This is a genomic window from Rhizobium sp. K102, from assembly GCF_022385315.1.
In the GTDB taxonomy this organism is placed as follows: Bacteria; Pseudomonadota; Alphaproteobacteria; order Rhizobiales; family Rhizobiaceae; genus Rhizobium; species Rhizobium croatiense.
Window position 1 is genome coordinate 3,808,956 of sequence record NZ_CP092436.1, and the last position, 15,517, is coordinate 3,824,472.

Annotated in this window: 18 protein-coding genes; 7 read left to right on the forward strand and 11 right to left on the reverse strand. The window is 61.9% G+C overall.

Annotated elements, in window-relative coordinates; all coding sequences use genetic code 11:
* Positions 1-96 precede the first annotated feature (96 nt).
* Together MHI61_RS24680 and MHI61_RS24685 are read left to right on the forward strand one after the other, a co-directional pair.
* Positions 97-765: an outer membrane lipoprotein carrier protein LolA gene (locus MHI61_RS24680; protein WP_239790947.1), complete on the forward strand. Its 669-nt coding sequence runs from the start codon at positions 97-99 to the stop codon at positions 763-765.
* Between the two features lie 102 nt (positions 766-867).
* Positions 868-1,671: an exodeoxyribonuclease III gene (locus tag MHI61_RS24685; protein ID WP_077992233.1), complete on the forward strand. Its 804-nt coding sequence runs from the start codon at positions 868-870 to the stop codon at positions 1,669-1,671.
* Between the two features lie 6 nt (positions 1,672-1,677).
* Here MHI61_RS24685 and MHI61_RS24690 read toward each other — a convergent pair whose 3' ends face one another.
* Positions 1,678-2,133 (reverse strand): cyclic nucleotide-binding domain-containing protein, encoded by a 456-nt coding sequence (locus MHI61_RS24690; protein WP_064683858.1) that lies wholly within the window; start codon positions 2,131-2,133, stop codon positions 1,678-1,680.
* 112 nt (positions 2,134-2,245) lie between these two features.
* Positions 2,246-2,929 (reverse strand): response regulator transcription factor, encoded by a 684-nt coding sequence (locus MHI61_RS24695; protein ID WP_011427159.1) that lies wholly within the window; start codon positions 2,927-2,929, stop codon positions 2,246-2,248.
* 167 nt (positions 2,930-3,096) lie between these two features.
* Between MHI61_RS24695 and MHI61_RS24700 the strand changes: the two genes are divergently transcribed.
* Both MHI61_RS24700 and MHI61_RS24705 read left to right on the forward strand, forming a co-directional pair.
* The gene (locus tag MHI61_RS24700) at positions 3,097-3,618 is read left to right on the forward strand and encodes a L,D-transpeptidase family protein (RefSeq protein ID WP_239790948.1); all 522 of its coding nucleotides are present in this window, start codon (positions 3,097-3,099) and stop codon (positions 3,616-3,618) included.
* A 130-nt stretch (positions 3,619-3,748) separates the two neighbouring features.
* Positions 3,749-4,579, forward strand: coding sequence for an aldo/keto reductase (locus MHI61_RS24705; RefSeq protein WP_239790949.1), 831 nt, complete (start codon positions 3,749-3,751; stop codon positions 4,577-4,579).
* A gap of 105 nt (positions 4,580-4,684) precedes the next feature.
* Here the strand turns inward: MHI61_RS24705 and leuC are convergent, their stop codons facing one another.
* The 9 genes from leuC to ffh form a co-directional block, all read right to left on the reverse strand.
* Positions 4,685-6,094, reverse strand: a complete 1,410-nt coding sequence (leuC, locus tag MHI61_RS24710) for a 3-isopropylmalate dehydratase large subunit (protein ID WP_239790950.1) — start codon at positions 6,092-6,094, stop codon at positions 4,685-4,687.
* Positions 6,095-6,337: 243 nt separating this feature from the next.
* Complete coding sequence (locus MHI61_RS24715) at positions 6,338-7,153, reverse strand: amino acid ABC transporter permease (RefSeq protein ID WP_239790951.1); 816 nt, start codon at positions 7,151-7,153, stop codon at positions 6,338-6,340.
* 16 nt (positions 7,154-7,169) lie between these two features.
* Positions 7,170-7,967, reverse strand: a complete 798-nt coding sequence (locus MHI61_RS24720; protein WP_239790952.1) for a basic amino acid ABC transporter substrate-binding protein — start codon at positions 7,965-7,967, stop codon at positions 7,170-7,172.
* A 160-nt stretch (positions 7,968-8,127) separates the two neighbouring features.
* On the reverse strand, positions 8,128-8,670 hold the full coding sequence (rplS, locus tag MHI61_RS24725; protein ID WP_239790953.1) for a 50S ribosomal protein L19: 543 nt from the start codon (positions 8,668-8,670) through the stop codon (positions 8,128-8,130).
* 212 nt (positions 8,671-8,882) lie between these two features.
* Positions 8,883-9,584, reverse strand: coding sequence for a tRNA (guanosine(37)-N1)-methyltransferase TrmD (gene trmD, locus MHI61_RS24730; RefSeq protein ID WP_239790954.1), 702 nt, complete (start codon positions 9,582-9,584; stop codon positions 8,883-8,885).
* Complete coding sequence (gene rimM / locus MHI61_RS24735) at positions 9,584-10,153, reverse strand: ribosome maturation factor RimM (RefSeq protein WP_239790955.1); 570 nt, start codon at positions 10,151-10,153, stop codon at positions 9,584-9,586. Before rimM ends, trmD begins: the two co-directional genes overlap by 1 nt.
* A gap of 116 nt (positions 10,154-10,269) precedes the next feature.
* Positions 10,270-10,638, reverse strand: a complete 369-nt coding sequence (rpsP, locus tag MHI61_RS24740) for a 30S ribosomal protein S16 (protein ID WP_239790956.1) — start codon at positions 10,636-10,638, stop codon at positions 10,270-10,272.
* A 48-nt stretch (positions 10,639-10,686) separates the two neighbouring features.
* Positions 10,687-11,007, reverse strand: coding sequence for a chorismate mutase (locus MHI61_RS24745; protein ID WP_239790957.1), 321 nt, complete (start codon positions 11,005-11,007; stop codon positions 10,687-10,689).
* 16 nt (positions 11,008-11,023) lie between these two features.
* Positions 11,024-12,601 (reverse strand): signal recognition particle protein, encoded by a 1,578-nt coding sequence (gene ffh, locus MHI61_RS24750; protein WP_239790958.1) that lies wholly within the window; start codon positions 12,599-12,601, stop codon positions 11,024-11,026.
* Positions 12,602-13,000: 399 nt separating this feature from the next.
* On the opposite strand from ffh, the gene MHI61_RS24755 reads away from it, so the two are divergent.
* The 3 genes from MHI61_RS24755 (at position 13,001) to mtaB (ending at position 15,511) form a co-directional block, all read left to right on the forward strand.
* Positions 13,001-13,225, forward strand: coding sequence for a hypothetical protein (locus MHI61_RS24755; protein ID WP_239790959.1), 225 nt, complete (start codon positions 13,001-13,003; stop codon positions 13,223-13,225).
* Positions 13,226-13,337: 112 nt separating this feature from the next.
* Positions 13,338-14,243: a diaminopimelate epimerase gene (gene dapF, locus MHI61_RS24760; protein ID WP_239790960.1), complete on the forward strand. Its 906-nt coding sequence runs from the start codon at positions 13,338-13,340 to the stop codon at positions 14,241-14,243.
* Positions 14,240-15,511: a tRNA (N(6)-L-threonylcarbamoyladenosine(37)-C(2))-methylthiotransferase MtaB gene (gene mtaB, locus MHI61_RS24765; RefSeq protein ID WP_239790961.1), complete on the forward strand. Its 1,272-nt coding sequence runs from the start codon at positions 14,240-14,242 to the stop codon at positions 15,509-15,511. The genes dapF and mtaB overlap by 4 nt, the downstream gene beginning before the upstream one ends.
* Positions 15,512-15,517: the final 6 nt, after the last annotated feature.

A 15,517-nucleotide genomic window follows, 5' to 3' on the forward strand; every position in this document is an offset into this window, starting at 1 on the left:
CCGATCGCAGCAAAGCCGTTACCTCTCGCGGGCCGATCGCAATGCCTTGAAGACGCCGCCTTTCGGCAGCATGCAGATCGCATAAAGGAGATTTAGATGCGTAACTCCGATTCCTTCCTCTCCGGCCTGACGATGACGCGGCGCGATCTTCTCGGCGCTTTCGTCGTGGCTGCGATGGCAAGCGCCATTCCCTTCGGTGCTCGCGCGCAGGCGGCGGCGCCCGCCTCCGGCACGGCGCAGGCGATTGCCGACCATTTCTCCGGCGTCACGACGATGCAGGGAGAATTCGTGCAGTTCGGCCCGCGCGGCGAGCAGACCGGCGGCAAATTTTTCATCCAGCGCCCCGGCAAGCTGCGTTTCAACTATGACGACCCATCGCCGATGCGGGTGATCGCCGACGGCAAGAATGTCGCCATCGGCAATACCAAGCTCAAGACCTGGGATCTCTATCCGCTCTCCAAGACCCCGCTCAGCCTGCTGCTGGCGCAGCGTATCGACCTGTCGGCCGGCATGGTGAAGGGCGTCAAGGAAGAATCGGACCTGACGACGATCGCGCTCGGCAACAATACGGTGTTCGGAAACTCGACCATCACCATGATGTTCGACCCGAAAACCTATGACCTGCGTCAGTGGACGATCACCGACAATCAGGGCAAGGACACCTCGGTGATGATCTTCAACGTCAAAACAGGCGTGCAGTTCGATGATCGTGTCTTCCGGGTTCCCTATGAGAGCATTCCCGGCACGCCGCAATCGCGCGACTGAGCCTTTTCGGTTGATCTCCTGACGCTTTTGCACGCGGCCCGGTTCCCTCCGGTCCGCCTTTGTTCTAAAGCCCTTTCATGAAAGCGTGAAAGGGCTTGCCGCATGGGCTTTTCGATTACCACCTGGAATATCAATTCGGTACGGCTGCGCATGCCGATCGTCGAGCAGCTCGTTCTCAAGCACAGGCCGGATATTCTCTGCCTGCAGGAAACCAAGGTGCCGAACGAGCTCTTTCCTGCCGCGCCCTTGCGGGCCATGGGCTATGATCACATCATCATCCACGGCCAGAAGGGTTATCACGGCGTGGCGATCGCCTCGCGCATTCCGCTGACCGAAGATCACCGGCAGGATTATTGCGGTGTGGGCGACGCCCGCCACATATCGGCGATCTTCGAACGCGGCAACCGCCGCATCCGGCTGCATAATTTCTACGTCCCGGCCGGTGGCGACGAGCCGGACCGGACGATCAATCCGAAATTCGGCCATAAACTCGATTTCATCGAGGAGATGAAGCTGCTGAAGGCCAATGGCGAGGCCAATACCTCGGCCATCCTGGTGGGTGACCTCAACATCGCGCCGCTCGAACACGACGTCTGGTCGCACAAGCAGCTGCTGAAGATCGTCAGCCACACGCCCGTCGAAACCGACGGGTTACTCGAGGTGATGAAGCGCGGCGCCTGGCTCGATCTCATGCGCCAGCACGTACCGGCCAGCGAGAAGCTCTATACCTGGTGGAGCTACCGCGCCAAGGACTGGGAAGCGGCCGACCGCGGCCGCCGGCTCGACCACATCTGGTCCTCATCGGATCTCGGGCCGCACCTGAAGCGGATCGAAATCCTGAAGGAAGCGCGCGGCTGGGACCGGCCCTCCGACCATGTGCCGGTGACGGCGCATTTCGACTTGTGACGGCGATCAGCTGAATCGATGGAACTGGCTTGCGGCCTTGGCCGCAAGTTCGGCGAGATTGTCGCGGATGCGATTTTCGATCAGACGGGCCGCATCAGGATATTCCTCGATCAGTCGATGGAAGAGGGCGCGGGTGATGCGGATGATGCTGGTGTCTTCGCGCGCGATCGCGGTGAACTTGCGCTCGACCAGCGTCACCAGCGCCAGCTCAGAAATCAGCGTGCCGGGGCCGGCAACGGCATCAGCCCGCTGCATGCCGTCGCTGCTCGTCGTGCGGAGTTCCAGGCTGCCGCTCAACACGACATAGGCGCTCTCGGCCGGCGCGCCCTGGCGAAACAGCATCTGGCCGGCGGCGATCATGCGCCGGTCGGCGCCGAAGGCGATCAGTCGCAGCTGGTCCTCGCTCATGTCCTTGAACAGCGGAAGCTGCGAGAGCAGATGAATGTCGTCCGTCAGCGCCATGCGGGCTTTTCGCCTTAGAGCAATTCCAACAAACTGCGTAGCCGTTTGCGTGCGGAACTGCGTGAAAACAAAGAGATAGAGCATTTCCGTGATTCGGAGAAACCGAGATGCTCTAGGGTATGATCTTGTAGCCGCCGTTTTCCGTCACCAGGATTTCGGCATTGGAGGGATCGCGCTCGATCTTCTGGCGCAACCGGTAGACATGGGTTTCCAGCGTATGCGTGGTCACGCCGGAATTATAGCCCCAGACCTCTTCGAGAAGCACGTCGCGGGTGACGACCTTCTGTTCGGCGCGGTAGAGATAGCGGATGATCGCCGCTTCCTTTTCCGTCAGGCGAATCTTCTGGCCGTTGTCAGTGGTGAGCAGCTTCTGGCTCGGCTTGAAGAGATAGGGGCCGACGGTGAAGGTCGCGTCCTCGCTCTGCTCGTGCTGGCGCAGCTGCACGCGGATGCGCGCAAGCAGCACGGCGAAGCGGAAGGGCTTGGTGACATAGTCGTTGGCGCCGGCTTCGAGGCCGAGGATCGTGTCGGAATCGGTATCGTGGCCGGTCAACATGATGATCGGCGCCTTGAAACCGCCCTTGCGCAGGAGCTTCACCGCTTCGCGGCCGTCCATATCGGGCAGGCCGACATCCATGATCAAGAGGTCGACCGGCGTCGAACGGGCGGTCGCCACACCCTTGCCGGCGTTGGCTTCCTGCAGAACCGTGAATTCCTCGTAAAGCGACAATTGCTCCGTCAGCGTCTGCCGAAGGTCCTCGTCGTCATCCACCAGAAGAATCGTGCGTGCGGTCATGCCGTTGCGTCCTCATGTTAGGTCCCCTAGTCCTACGCCAAATTGCGGGTTTGGCAAGGATCGGCCGGCGGTGCTGTTGCCGGGCAGGTTTTCATATGATTTCAATTAAAGCCTCAAGCAATGCAAGACATGCGAGAAAAATGGAAAAAGCAAGGCGGAGCCGGGGGATGAAGCCGTCCACGGTCGTGGTGCGCCCGGCGCCGGGAAGGAAGAGCCGAGCGATCGTGCGCATTGGCACAATCATTGTTCCGGCTGCAATCGGCCGCTCCGGCCGCACCGTGACGAAACGCGAGGGCGACGGCGCCACGCCGATCACATCGATGAAGCTGATATCAGGCTTCCGGCGCGGCGAGCGGAACGGCCGGCTTGTCACTTCGCTTCCCATCCGCCGGATCCGCGCCGATATGCTCTGGTGCGATCAGTCCGGCAATGCCAACTACAACCGCCTCGTCAGGGCGCCGTTCGGCGCCGGCCACGAGGAAATGCGGCGCAGCGACGGGCTCTACGATATCTGTCTGGTGATGGACTGGAACATCTCCTGCCGGGCGCGCAACCGCGGTTCGGCGATTTTCTTCCATCTCATCCGGCCGGGCTACGAGCCGACGGCCGGCTGCGTGGCGGTGAGCCTTGGCGACATGCGCCGCCTCCTGCCGCATCTTCGCAACGGGACGATTGTCCGGGTGGTCTGATTGTCTTCCGGATGCGGCTGCCTATATCTTTCCGGTGACCGAACGCTCAGGCTGAGATGCGTTCCGGGACGCCCCACGTGCGGGCGCAAATCATGCCTCGTCCAATTCTTCAAACTCCCGGAGATATATTGTGACCGCTCAACCCATCATCACTTTCCATGACGGACATTCCATTCCGCAGGTCGGGCTCGGCGTCTGGCAGACGCCGCAGGAGATTGCCGCTCCGACGGTGCGCACTGCCATTGCCGCGGGTTATCGCCATATCGATACGGCGTCCGGTTACGACAATGAAGAGGGTGTCGGCGAAGGCATCCGTTCTTCCGGCCTCGAACGTAAGGACATCTTCGTCACCACCAAGCTCAGGAACACAGATCAGGGCTACGACAATACGCTGCGTGCCTTCGACGGCAGCCTGAAAAAGCTCGGCTCCGACTATGTCGACCTCTATCTCGTTCACTGGCCGTCGCCGCATCGCGGCCTCTACACCGAAACCTGGAAGGCGTTCGTGCGCATCAGGGAAGAGGGGCGCGCCCGCTCGATCGGTGTGTCGAATTTTTATCCCGAGCATCTGGAGCGGATCATCGGCGAAACCGGCGTCGTTCCTGTCATCAACCAGATCGAGCTGCATCCCGACTTCCAGCAGAAGGCGGCGCAAGAGGTTCACAAGAAACTCAACATCGCCACCGAATCCTGGAGCCCGCTCGGCCAGGGGCAGTTCATCTCGAACCCTGTCATCGGCGAGATCGCCAGGAAACACCGGAAGACGCCGGCACAGGTCATTATCCGCTGGCACATCGACACCGGCCTCGTCGTCATCCCGAAGTCGGTGACGCCGTCGCGCATCGAGGAGAATTTCCAGGTGTTCGACTTCAAGCTCGATGCCGACGACATGGCGGCGATCGCCAAGCTCGACAGCGTCGGCGCCCGCATGGGACCGGACCCGATGACGGCGGCTTTTTGATTGCCGGTTGCGATCAATACCGCCGATCTCAACGCCGCAATATAAGAAGCCGCCCGATGCGCTAAGACGCAGCGGGCGGCTTTATCTTTCATTCGGCCGGACGGATCAATTCCACTCGCGGATATCGACGAAGTGACCGGCGATTGCGGCAGCGGCGGCCATTGCCGGCGAGACGAGGTGCGTACGGCCCTTGAAGCCCTGGCGGCCTTCGAAGTTGCGGTTCGAGGTCGAGGCGCAGCGTTCGCCCGGCTTCAGGCGGTCGTCGTTCATGGCGAGGCACATGGAGCAGCCCGGCTCGCGCCAGTCGAAGCCGGCAGCCTTGAAGATCTTGTCGAGGCCTTCGGCTTCCGCCTGTTCCTTCACAAGACCGGAGCCCGGAACGATCATGGCGTTGACGGTCGAAGCAACGGTCTTGCCCTCGACGACCTTGGCGACGGCGCGCAGGTCTTCGATGCGGCCGTTGGTGCAGGAGCCGATGAAGACCCGGTCAATGCTGATGTCGGTCATCGGCGTTCCCGGCTTGAGGCCCATGTACTCGAGTGCGCGCCACTTGGAGGCACGCTTCGTCTCGTCCTGGATTTCATCAGGATTCGGTACGATGCCCTGGACCGAGACGACATCCTCAGGCGAAGAACCCCAGGAGACCATCGGCGGCAGTTCGGCGGCGTTCAGCTTGACGACGCGGTCGAAATGGGCGCCTTCATCTGACTGCAGCGTCTTCCAGTAGGCGATCGCCTGTTCCAGCGCTTCGCCCTTCGGCGCGCGCGGCTTGCCCTTGATATATTCGAAGGTGATTTCGTCGGGGGCGATCAGGCCGGCGCGGGCGCCGCCTTCGATCGACATGTTGCAGATCGTCATGCGGCCTTCCATCGACAGCGCACGGATCGCTTCGCCGGCATATTCGATGACATAGCCGGTGCCGCCCGCCGTGCCGATCTCGCCGATGATGGCAAGAACGATGTCCTTGGCGGTGACGCCTGCCGGCAGCTGGCCGTCGACCTGCACCAGCATGTTCTTGGCTTTCTTCTGAATCAGCGTCTGGGTGGCGAGGACGTGCTCGACCTCAGACGTGCCGATGCCATGAGCGAGCGAGCCGAAGGCGCCGTGGGTCGAGGTGTGGCTGTCGCCGCAGACGATCGTCATGCCGGGCAGGGTGAAGCCCTGTTCCGGCCCGATGATGTGCACGATGCCCTGGCGCTTGTCGTTCTCGGAATAATATTCGACGTTGAACTCGGCGGCATTCTTGGCGAGCTGCTCGACCTGAATGCGGCTTTCTTCGTTCTTGATGCCGAGATGGCGGTCGGCCGATGTCGGTACATTGTGGTCGACGACGGCGAGCGTCTTTTCCGGCGCGCGGACCTTGCGGCCGCTCAAGCGCAGGCCTTCGAAGGCCTGCGGCGAGGTGACCTCGTGGACCAGGTGGCGGTCGATGTAGAGAAGACAGGTTCCGTCGGCCTGTTCGTCGACCAGATGGTCGTCCCAGATCTTGTCGTAGAGGGTACGCGGTGCGCTCATGGCGGTAAGTCCGTTTTTGATGCTTTTGGAAAATCGGGAAAAAGCGGATCAGGCTCCGCCGGCCGTCATTCGATCAACGAAGTCGGCTGTTGAGCGCACCGGATACGCATGCAAAGAACCGCGCCGGCAGGCGATAATGGTCCTGCAGCACGAAAATATGCGCGCCAGTGCATCTGAACTTGGATTCCATCGCCCGCATATAGCGATTTTTGAACGAAACGGCAATTCGAATCGTGCTGTGGCTCAGCGCGGCTTCTGCTTCATCTTCTTTTCAATGCGCCGCAGCGCCAGCGACAGGCCGATCGTCAGGATCAGGTAGATATAGGTGACGATCGAATAGGTCTCGAAGAAGCGGAAGGAGCCGGAGGCATAGACCTTGCCCATCTGGGTAATGTCGGCCACGCCGAGAACCGAGACAAGAGACGAATCCTTCACCATCGAGACGAAGTCGTTGGAGAGCGGAGGGAAGATGACCCTGATCGCCTGCGGGAAGACGACGAGCCGGAAGCGGCGGTAGCGCGACAGGCCGAGGGATTTGGCCGCCTCGATCTGGCCGATATCGACCGACTGGAAGCCGGCGCGGAAGATCTCGGCAATGAAGGAGGAATAGCCGATCATCAGCGCGATGATGGCGCGCCACATCAGCGACAGGTCGCGCACGAGGATCGGTTCGGCGACGCCGCTTTTCACCAGTGGCGTGATGATGACGTTATAGACCGCGACAAGACCCGGGGCGCCGACGAAAGCGATGTAGAAGAGCAGCACCAGGATCGGGATTCCGCGGATGATCTCGATATAGAAGCGGGCGATCTGGCGCAGCACGATGCTGTTGGCCAGGCCGAGCAGCGCGATGCCGAGACCAAGCACTGTCGCCAGCATGAAGGCGACGAGCGTCACGAACACGGTGATGCCGGCGCCATTCACCACGGTCCGGAAGACCTGGGTGTAAATGTCGTTGGTGATGATAACGACGGCGAGAACGAGACCGATCAGAACAAGCACGGCCAGCCACCACGGACGGTCGTCCTTCTCATGTCGCAGGGATGGTTGTGGCGCCATCTGCGATCGCTCGGGGTTATTCGCCCATCTTGTAGTCGAGGAACCACTTCTTGTTCAGCGCGTCAAAGGTGCCGTCCGCCTTCAGCGCTGCGATAGCGGCATTGACGGGAGCGACGAGCTCGGACCCCTTCGGGAAGATGAAGCCGAAATCCTCGGTGCCGAGCGCTTCTCCGACCACCTTCAACCCGCCGTTCGAGGAATCGACATAGCCCTTGGCCGCGACGCTGTCGGTCAGCACGAGGTCGACGTCGCCGGTCTTCAGCGCCTGCACGGTGGCGCCGAAGGTTTCGAAAAGCTTGATGCGCGGGTTCTGTTCGTTGCCATCGAGGATTTCATAGACGGCAGTATAAAAAGGCGAGGTGCCGGGTTGGGCGCCAATCAGGCCGTCGTTGAAGGCGGCAAAGCTCTTGGCGTCGGTGAAGCGCTTCTCGTCGCCGCGCACGAGCATGAACTGTTGCGAGCGCATATAGGGATCGGAGAAATCGACCTTCTGCTTGCGGTCGTCCTTGATGGTGATGCCGGTCATGCCGATGTTGTACTGGCCGTCGGAGACCGCCTGGATCATCGCGTCCCAGCTGGTGTTCTGATATTCGACCTTGAAGTTCAGCCGCTTGGCGATCTCGTTCATCGCATCATATTCCCAGCCGATCGCCTTGCCGGATTTCGGATCGACGAACTGCAGCGGCGGATAGGCATTTTCGGTGACGACGACGACGCTCTTGCCGCCGAGATCGGGCAGTTCGGCAGCCGACACGGTCAAAGGAGCGAGCGCAAGGGCGGCAAAGCCGGCAACAACGGTACGACGAAACAGCATGGAATGACTCCCGGATTGAACGCGAAAATTGTCACGGAAGACCTGCCGAAGGCAAGGCCGCCGGCGGCGCACCGACGCAAAAAAGAGAAAAGGCGACCCGAAGGCCGCCTTTCCAAGCGAAAGAATTTTGCTCCAAGCGAAGAATTGCGTGGCGCAGATCTTATTCTGCTGCCGGTTCCGCAGCGGCGGCGGCTGCTGCTTCAGCAGCGGCCTTGGCTTCGGCCGCTTCTGCTGCTGCCTTCTCGGCGGCGAGCGCCTGAGCGGCTGCAACTTTTTCAGCTTCGATGCGTGCCTTTTCCTCGGCAACGGCGGCGCGCTCGGCATCGTTGAGCTTGCGGGCGCGGACGCCGGTGTCTTCAACGATACGAGCGGACTTGCCGCGACGGTCGCGGAGGTAATAGAGCTTGGCGCGACGGACCTTACCGCGGCGAACCACGTCGACGCTTTCGATCATCGGCGAGTAGACCGGGAATACGCGCTCGACGCCTTCGCCGTAGGAGATCTTGCGAACCGTGAAGTTTTCCTGCAGGCCGCCGCCGGAGCGGGCGATGCAGACGCCTTCATAGGCCTGAACGCGGGTACGGTTGCCTTCCGTGACCTTCACGTTGACGCGGACGGTATCGCCCGGGGAGAATTCGGGGAGGGTGCGCTTGGCTTCGATCTTGGCGGCCTGTTCGGCCTCAAGCTGCTGAATGATGTTCATCGTCTTAACCTTTGGTTCTTCTGAAACAGCCAGAGCGCTCGGCACTGATCCCTTGGGCGAGCCTCAGGATTTTGCCCCTTCGGGGCGGGAGCGGATTCACCATTCTTTGTTTGCTGGCAGACGGGGCTAACCCCATTTCCGCGTGCGCCAATACACGAAAGGCCGGGGCTTGTCATCCCTCGCACGACATTTTTGTGAAGGGGAGGGTGGAATCAGCCGTTTTTCTTAGGCTCAGCCTTTTCGAAGAGATCCGGCCGCCGCTCCCGCGTCAGCCGCACCGCCTCCTCCTGACGCCATTTTTCGATGGCGCCGTGGTTGCCGGACGTCAGGATGGAGGGGATTTCCCGGCCTTCCCACTCCTGCGGCCTCGTATAATGCGGATGTTCCAGCAGTCCGCCCTCGAAGCTTTCGTGCAGGCCGGAAAGATCGTTGCCCATGACGCCGGGCAGGATGCGGATGATCGCATCGAGCACGATCAGCGCCGCCGGTTCGCCGCCCGACAGCACGTAGTCGCCGACCGAGACCTCTTCCAGCCCCCGCGCTTCGATCACCCGCTGGTCGACGCCCTCGAAACGGCCGCAGACGATGACGACGCCGTCGCCCGCCGCCAGGTCGCGCACGCGCTGCTGCGTCAGCGGCCGCCCACGCGGGCTCATCAGCAGGCGCGGGCGGGTATCGTTTTGACAGGTACTGTCGATGGCGCGGGCGAGCACGTCGGGTTTCAGCACCATGCCGGCGCCGCCGCCGGCCGGGGTGTCGTCGACGGTGCGATGTTTGTCGGTAGCGAAATCGCGGATCTGCACGGCGTCCAGCGACCATTGCCCGCGCTGCATCGCCTTGCCGGCGAGCGAAAAGCCCAGATGTCCCGGAAACATCTCCGGATAGAGTGTCAGCACGCTCGCCCGGAAAGCCATCACTTCTTCTTTTTCGGCTTGTCCGGGGTGAATTTCGAAAGTTCTTCGGGATCGTCGATCAAACCGGCCGCCAGCGGATCGATCAGCAATGTGCCGGCTTCGAGGTCGATCTCCAACACCGAGGCTTCCGAGAAGGGGATCAGCACCGGGCGCTTGCCCGGACCTTTAAGTTCCAGAAGATCGCCGGCGCCGAAATCGAAGACGCCGGTGACCATGCCGTAGCTGACGCCCTGATCGTCCCGCGCCTCGAGTCCTTCGAGATCGGCATAGTAGAACTCGTCGTCCTCCAGTTCCTCGTCGGGCAGATTGTCGCGCTCGATGTAGAGTTCCAGGCCGTTCAGCGCCTCGGCGGCGTTGCGGTCGTTGATGCCGCGGAAGCGGACCACGACGACATTCTTCGTCTCGCGGATTTCGAGGATTTCGAAGCTGCGTCCGTCCATGCTGTGCAGATGGCCGTAATCGCCGAGCGCCGTCGGATCGGCCGTGTAGGCCTTGGCGCGCACTTCACCGCGCAGGCCTTGTGCGCCGCCGATCGTCGCCATCAGAACGGGGTTTTCAAGCTTTGTCATGGGTTCCTTCATGTGAAGCCGGAAAGACAGGCTTCTCATAAACGAAGTGCGGGTAATTGGAAACGAAAACGGGCGGCATGTCGCCATGCCGCCCGTTCGATTGGGGAAGGTCCCGATTATTCCGCGGCGTCGGCAGCAGCAGCGGCGTCAGCGGCCTTCTGAGCCTTTTCAGCGGCGCGTTCCTGGGCGCGCTTGCCGGGCTTTGCCTTGACCGGGTTGTTCTTGGCTTCGCGCTTGGCAACGCCGGCTTCATCGAGGAAGCGCAGAACGCGGTCGGTCGGCTGGGCGCCGTTGTCGAGCCAGTGCTTGATGCGCTCGGCGTTCAGCTGAACGCGTTTCTCGTCGTCCTTGGCGAGCATCGGGTTCCAGGAACCGAGGTTTTCGAGGAAGCGGCCGTCACGCGGGCTGCGCGCATCGGCGAGAACGACGTGGTAGTACGGACGCTTCTTGGACCCACCGCGGGCGAGACGAATTTTCAGTGCCATGTTCTTTACTCCTTAGGCTTTTCTTGACCGCTTCGTGAGGCGGTATGGTTATCGGGCTGCGGCGCTCTGTTCAGCGTGATCCGCAGCGATCTGCTCATGATGCCGGATGACTTCCTTGATAACGAAGTTCAGGAACTTCTCGGCGAAATCCGGGTCCAGATTGGCGGCTTTCGCCAGCTGGCGAAGGCGTTCGATCTGGTATTCCTCGCGCGCCGGATCGGCCGGCGGCAGATTGTATTTGGCCTTCAGCACGCCGACCTCTTTGGTGCAGCGGAAGCGTTCGGCCAGCATGTGCACGAGAGCGGCATCGATGTTGTCGATCGACTGACGATAGCTCGTGAGCTGGGCTTTGACGTCTGGATCAATCATGGGGCAAACGATCCTTTCACTTCTTTTTCGGCAAACCGGGCAATCCCGGGAAACCACCGCCGAGGCCTGGCAGCTTGGCGCCGCCGAGGCCTGGCAAACCACCCGGCAGGCCGCCGAGACCGGGCATACCCCCACCCGGCTTTCCTAGCCCCGCTGCTTCGGCCTGCTTCTGCAGGGCTTCGAGCTGCCGGGGATCGATATTCGAGAGATCGGGCATGCCGCCACCCATGCCGCCGCCAAGCCCCATCTTGCCGGCAAGGCCGCTCAGCATCTGCTTCATCATGCCGCCTTTGCCCTTGCCGCCCATCATCTTCATCATGTCGGCCATCTGGCGGTGCATCTTCAGAAGCTTGTTGATGGCTGCGGCATCGGTGCCGGAGCCGGCGGCGATGCGCTTCTTGCGCGAATGTTTGAGCAGGTCGGGATTGGCGCGCTCGGCCTTGGTCATCGACTGGATGATGGCGATCTGTCGGCCGAAAAGCTTGTCGTCGAGGCCGGCGGCGGCCATCTTGTCCTTCATACCCGCCATGCCGGGCATCATGCCCATGATGCCGCCCATGCCGCCCATCTTCTGCATCTGGCGCAGCTGGTCGGCGAGATCGTCAAGATCGAACTTGCCCTTGGCCATCTTGGCGGCCATGGCAGCCGCCTTCTCGGCGTCGATATTTTCCGCCGCGCGCTCGACGAGCGAGACGATGTCGCCCATGCCGAGAATGCGGTCGGCGATGCGGCGAGGATGGAACTCCTCGAGCTCGCTCATCTTCTCGCCGACGCCGATCAGCTTGATCGGCTTGCCGGTGACGGCGCGCATCGAAAGCGCGGCGCCGCCGCGGCCGTCGCCGTCCATGCGGGTCAGCACGAGGCCGGTGATGCCGACGCGTTCGTCGAAATTGCGGGCGAGGTTGACGGCGTCCTGACCGGTCAAGCTGTCGGCGACCAGCAGGATTTCATGCGGGTTCGAACGCTTCTTGATGTCGGCCATCTCGACCATCAAGGGTTCGTCGATATGGGTGCGGCCGGCGGTATCGAGAATGACGACGTCGTGGCCGCCGAGCTTGGCCGCCTGCACCGCGCGGGCAGCGATATCGGTCGGCGACTGGCCGGCGATAACTGGCAGCGTGTCGATGCTGGCCTGGGCGCCGAGCTGGCGAAGCTGCTCCTGGGCTGCCGGACGGCGCGTGTCGAGCGACGCCATCAGCACTTTCTTCTTCTCGCGCGTCGACAGGCGATTGGCAATCTTGGCTGACGTCGTCGTCTTGCCCGAGCCCTGCAGGCCGACCATCATGACGACGACGGGGGCGGGCGCATGCAGGTCGATGCCGACGCCTTCACCGCCCAGCATCTCGATCAGTTCGTCATGGACGATCTTGACCACCATCTGACCGGGCTTGATCGACTTCAGGATCTCCGCGCCGACGGCCTTTTCACGCACGCGGTCGGTGAAGGAACGCACGACGTCGAGCGCGACGTCGGCCTCCAGCAGCGCACGGCGAACCTCGCGCAGCGCTGCGGAAACATCGGCTTCCGAAAGCGCGCCACGGCCTGTCAGTCCATTCAGAATGGATCCAAGACGGTCCTGGAGGTTTTCAAACATCGGCTCTTCCTTGATACGTTTCGGGCGGGTTCGATCTGCCCGGAAACGTCGTGCTTTTCCGTGACGAAAACAAGACGCACAGCCAAAAAGCACCCGAGGGCGCATCGCGCTGTCGGGTGTTGACCTCCGGGATCTCAGGTCCCGGTCGGCGGCTCGGAGTCATGCGGCTCGTCGCGGATTGGGCGCGATAAACAGGAAAGCGGCGCGAAAGTCAAGGCGAATGCGTGGATGACCGCCCGGCGGAGGTTTCGGACGCGCTTTCGGGTATATTTCACAGTAAAAATTCCGGCTGGCGGCCCTAATTCGCGATAGAGCCTAGTTGCAAAATATTCCACTTATGATTCTACTTTCTCCTTAAGTGCATCCTGTAAAATGATTCGTGAATATCCTTGATGCCGGATGATCCGGCGGAGATATCGAATGATCAACCCTGATATTGAGAGCTGGGCACTGGCGCGGGCTCATCATATTGTTCTGAACGAAGGCCTTAGTCTTGCAAAAGCGGCACAGGATCTGGATCGCAAGCGCTCCCGCTCCCTGGTCTACGAGCTGAGAAAGGTCATCACCGCCGCCATCGTCGAAGCGCATGCGGCGTCTTTCAATTCCAACGGTGCTGATCGTTAAAACCGGACTGCCTCGCAGGAACGGCCGGCGGCCATGGCTGCCCGGCACTCACCCACTGGTAATTCCTTCGTATTTCCGCCATATACAGCGGAAACACGGACGGAATGATACTATGAGCGCAACGGTCGAATTCGCGAGGATGAACGGGCTTGGCAACAAGATCCTGGTCGTCGACATGCGTGGCCGGCCGGATAAGGTAACGGCAGCTGCGGCTGTCGCGCTCAATGCCGATCCTGAGACCGAGTTCGATCAGATCATGGCGATCCATGATCCGAAGGCCGACGGCACCGATGCCTTCATCGATATCCTGAATTCTGACGGTTCGAAGGCGCAGGCCTGCGGTAACGGCACACGCTGCGTCGTGCAGGCGCTTGCCGCCGAGACCGGCCGGAAGGCCTTCACCTTCCAGACGGTCGCCGGCATTCTCAACGCCGTCGAGCACGAGGACGGGATGATCTCCGTCGATATGGGTAAGCCGGTCTTCGATTGGGACAGGATCCCGCTGGCGGAAGAATTCCACGACACAAGCCGCATCGAACTGCAAATCGGCCCGATCGATAATCCGGTGCTGCATTCTCCGTCTGCCATGTCGATGGGCAACCCGCATGCGATTTTCTGGGTGGACAGGGACGTGATGTCCTATGATCTCGCCCGCTTCGGGCCGCTGCTGGAAAACCACCCGATGTTTCCCGAGCGCGCCAACATCACTTTGGCGCAGGTGACCTCGCCGACATCCGTGACGACGCGCACCTGGGAGCGCGGCGCGGGACTGACGCTCGCCTGCGGTTCGGCCGCCTGTTCTGCAGCTGTCAGCGCCGCGCGCACCGGCCGCACCGGCCGCACGGTGACGATCAATGTCGCAAGCGCCAAGCCGCCGGCGACACTTTCGATCGAATGGCGCGAGCGCGACGACCATGTGATCATGACCGGACCGGCCGAATGGGAGTGGTCGGGCAAGCTCGATCCTTCGACCGGCCTCTGGTCGCGCGATGATAACCGAGGGGCGGAGGCGCAGTGAGCGGCATCGAGGTCATTACCTTCGGCTGCCGCCTCAACACATATGAATCCGAAGTGATGAAGGCGCAGGCCGAGAAGGCCGGGCTCAACAATGCCGTCCTGGTCAATACCTGCGCGGTGACCGGCGAGGCCGTGCGCCAGGCCCGCCAGGCGATCCGCCGGGCGCGCCGCGACAATCCGCATGCCCGCATCATCGTCACCGGCTGCGCCGCGCAGACGGAAAAACAGACCTTCGCCGCCATGCCGGAGGTCGATGCTGTGCTCGGCAACGAGGAAAAGCTTTCGAGCGCTTCCTATCGCAGCCTGCCGGATTTCGGCGTTTCGGCCGAAGAGAAGCTGCGCGTCAACGATATCATGAGCGTCAAGGCGACGGCGCCGCAGATGGTCAGGCACATCGATGGCCATGTGCGCGCCTTCATCCAGGTGCAGAACGGCTGCGACCATCGCTGCACCTTCTGCATCATCCCCTATGGCCGCGGCAATTCCCGCTCGGTGCCGATGGGAGCCGTCGTCGATCAGGCCCGCAAGCTCGCCGACAGCGGTTATCGCGAGATCGTCCTGACCGGCGTCGATGCCACCAGCTATGGCGGCGACCTGCCGGGTGCGCCGACCCTCGGTCTTCTGGCCAAGACGCTCTTGAAGCAGCTCCCCGATATCCGCCGCCTCAGGCTTTCCTCGATCGACAGCATCGAGGCCGATGCCCATCTGATGGATCTCATCGCCGAAGAACCGCGTTTCATGCCGCATCTGCATCTTTCGCTGCAGCATGGCGACGACATGATCCTGAAGCGGATGAAGCGCCGGCACTCGCGCGCCGATGCGCTGCGCTTCATCGAGGATGCGCGCCGACTGCGCCCCGGGATGAGCTTCGGCGCCGATATGATCGCCGGCTTCCCGACGGAAACCGAGGAAATGTTCGGCAATGCCGTGCGGCTCTCCGAAGAGGCCGGCATCGCGCATCTGCATGTTTTCCCCTACAGCCCGCGTCCCGGCACGCCGGCCGCCCGCATGCCGCAACTCGACCGGACGCTGGTCAAGGAACGCGCCGCACGGCTGCGCGCCACTGGACATAAGCTCCATCAATCCCACCTCGATGGCATGGTCGGAACCCGGCAGTGGCTGCTTGTCGAAAACAACGGCCTGGCGCATACGGAGAACTTCACCCTGGTCGCAGCCGCCGGCCTTCGCCCTGGCGAACTTGTGCCGGCCACCATCACCGGCCACAATGGCAAGCATCTCGACATGCAATTGACGGCCGCCGCGGCCTGACTTTCA

What these genes read in the sequence shown, in the direction of transcription:
- MHI61_RS24680 (WP_239790947.1), top strand. Translation starts at nt 97, where the DNA reads ATGCGTAACTCCGATTCCTTCCTCTCCGGCCTGACGATGACGCGGCGC.
- MHI61_RS24685 (WP_077992233.1), top strand. Translation starts at nt 868, where the DNA reads ATGGGCTTTTCGATTACCACCTGGAATATCAATTCGGTACGGCTGCGC.
- MHI61_RS24690 (WP_064683858.1), bottom strand. Translation starts at nt 2,133, where the DNA reads ATGGCGCTGACGGACGACATTCATCTGCTCTCGCAGCTTCCGCTGTTC.
- MHI61_RS24695 (WP_011427159.1), bottom strand. Translation starts at nt 2,929, where the DNA reads ATGACCGCACGCACGATTCTTCTGGTGGATGACGACGAGGACCTTCGG.
- MHI61_RS24700 (WP_239790948.1), top strand. Translation starts at nt 3,097, where the DNA reads ATGAAGCCGTCCACGGTCGTGGTGCGCCCGGCGCCGGGAAGGAAGAGC.
- leuC (WP_239790950.1), bottom strand. Translation starts at nt 6,094, where the DNA reads ATGAGCGCACCGCGTACCCTCTACGACAAGATCTGGGACGACCATCTG.
- MHI61_RS24715 (WP_239790951.1), bottom strand. Translation starts at nt 7,153, where the DNA reads ATGGCGCCACAACCATCCCTGCGACATGAGAAGGACGACCGTCCGTGG.
- MHI61_RS24720 (WP_239790952.1), bottom strand. Translation starts at nt 7,967, where the DNA reads ATGCTGTTTCGTCGTACCGTTGTTGCCGGCTTTGCCGCCCTTGCGCTC.
- rplS (WP_239790953.1), bottom strand. Translation starts at nt 8,670, where the DNA reads ATGAACATCATTCAGCAGCTTGAGGCCGAACAGGCCGCCAAGATCGAA.
- trmD (WP_239790954.1), bottom strand. Translation starts at nt 9,584, where the DNA reads ATGGCTTTCCGGGCGAGCGTGCTGACACTCTATCCGGAGATGTTTCCG.
- rimM (WP_239790955.1), bottom strand. Translation starts at nt 10,153, where the DNA reads ATGACAAAGCTTGAAAACCCCGTTCTGATGGCGACGATCGGCGGCGCA.
- rpsP (WP_239790956.1), bottom strand. Translation starts at nt 10,638, where the DNA reads ATGGCACTGAAAATTCGTCTCGCCCGCGGTGGGTCCAAGAAGCGTCCG.
- MHI61_RS24745 (WP_239790957.1), bottom strand. Translation starts at nt 11,007, where the DNA reads ATGATTGATCCAGACGTCAAAGCCCAGCTCACGAGCTATCGTCAGTCG.
- ffh (WP_239790958.1), bottom strand. Translation starts at nt 12,601, where the DNA reads ATGTTTGAAAACCTCCAGGACCGTCTTGGATCCATTCTGAATGGACTG.
- MHI61_RS24755 (WP_239790959.1), top strand. Translation starts at nt 13,001, where the DNA reads ATGATCCGGCGGAGATATCGAATGATCAACCCTGATATTGAGAGCTGG.
- dapF (WP_239790960.1), top strand. Translation starts at nt 13,338, where the DNA reads ATGAGCGCAACGGTCGAATTCGCGAGGATGAACGGGCTTGGCAACAAG.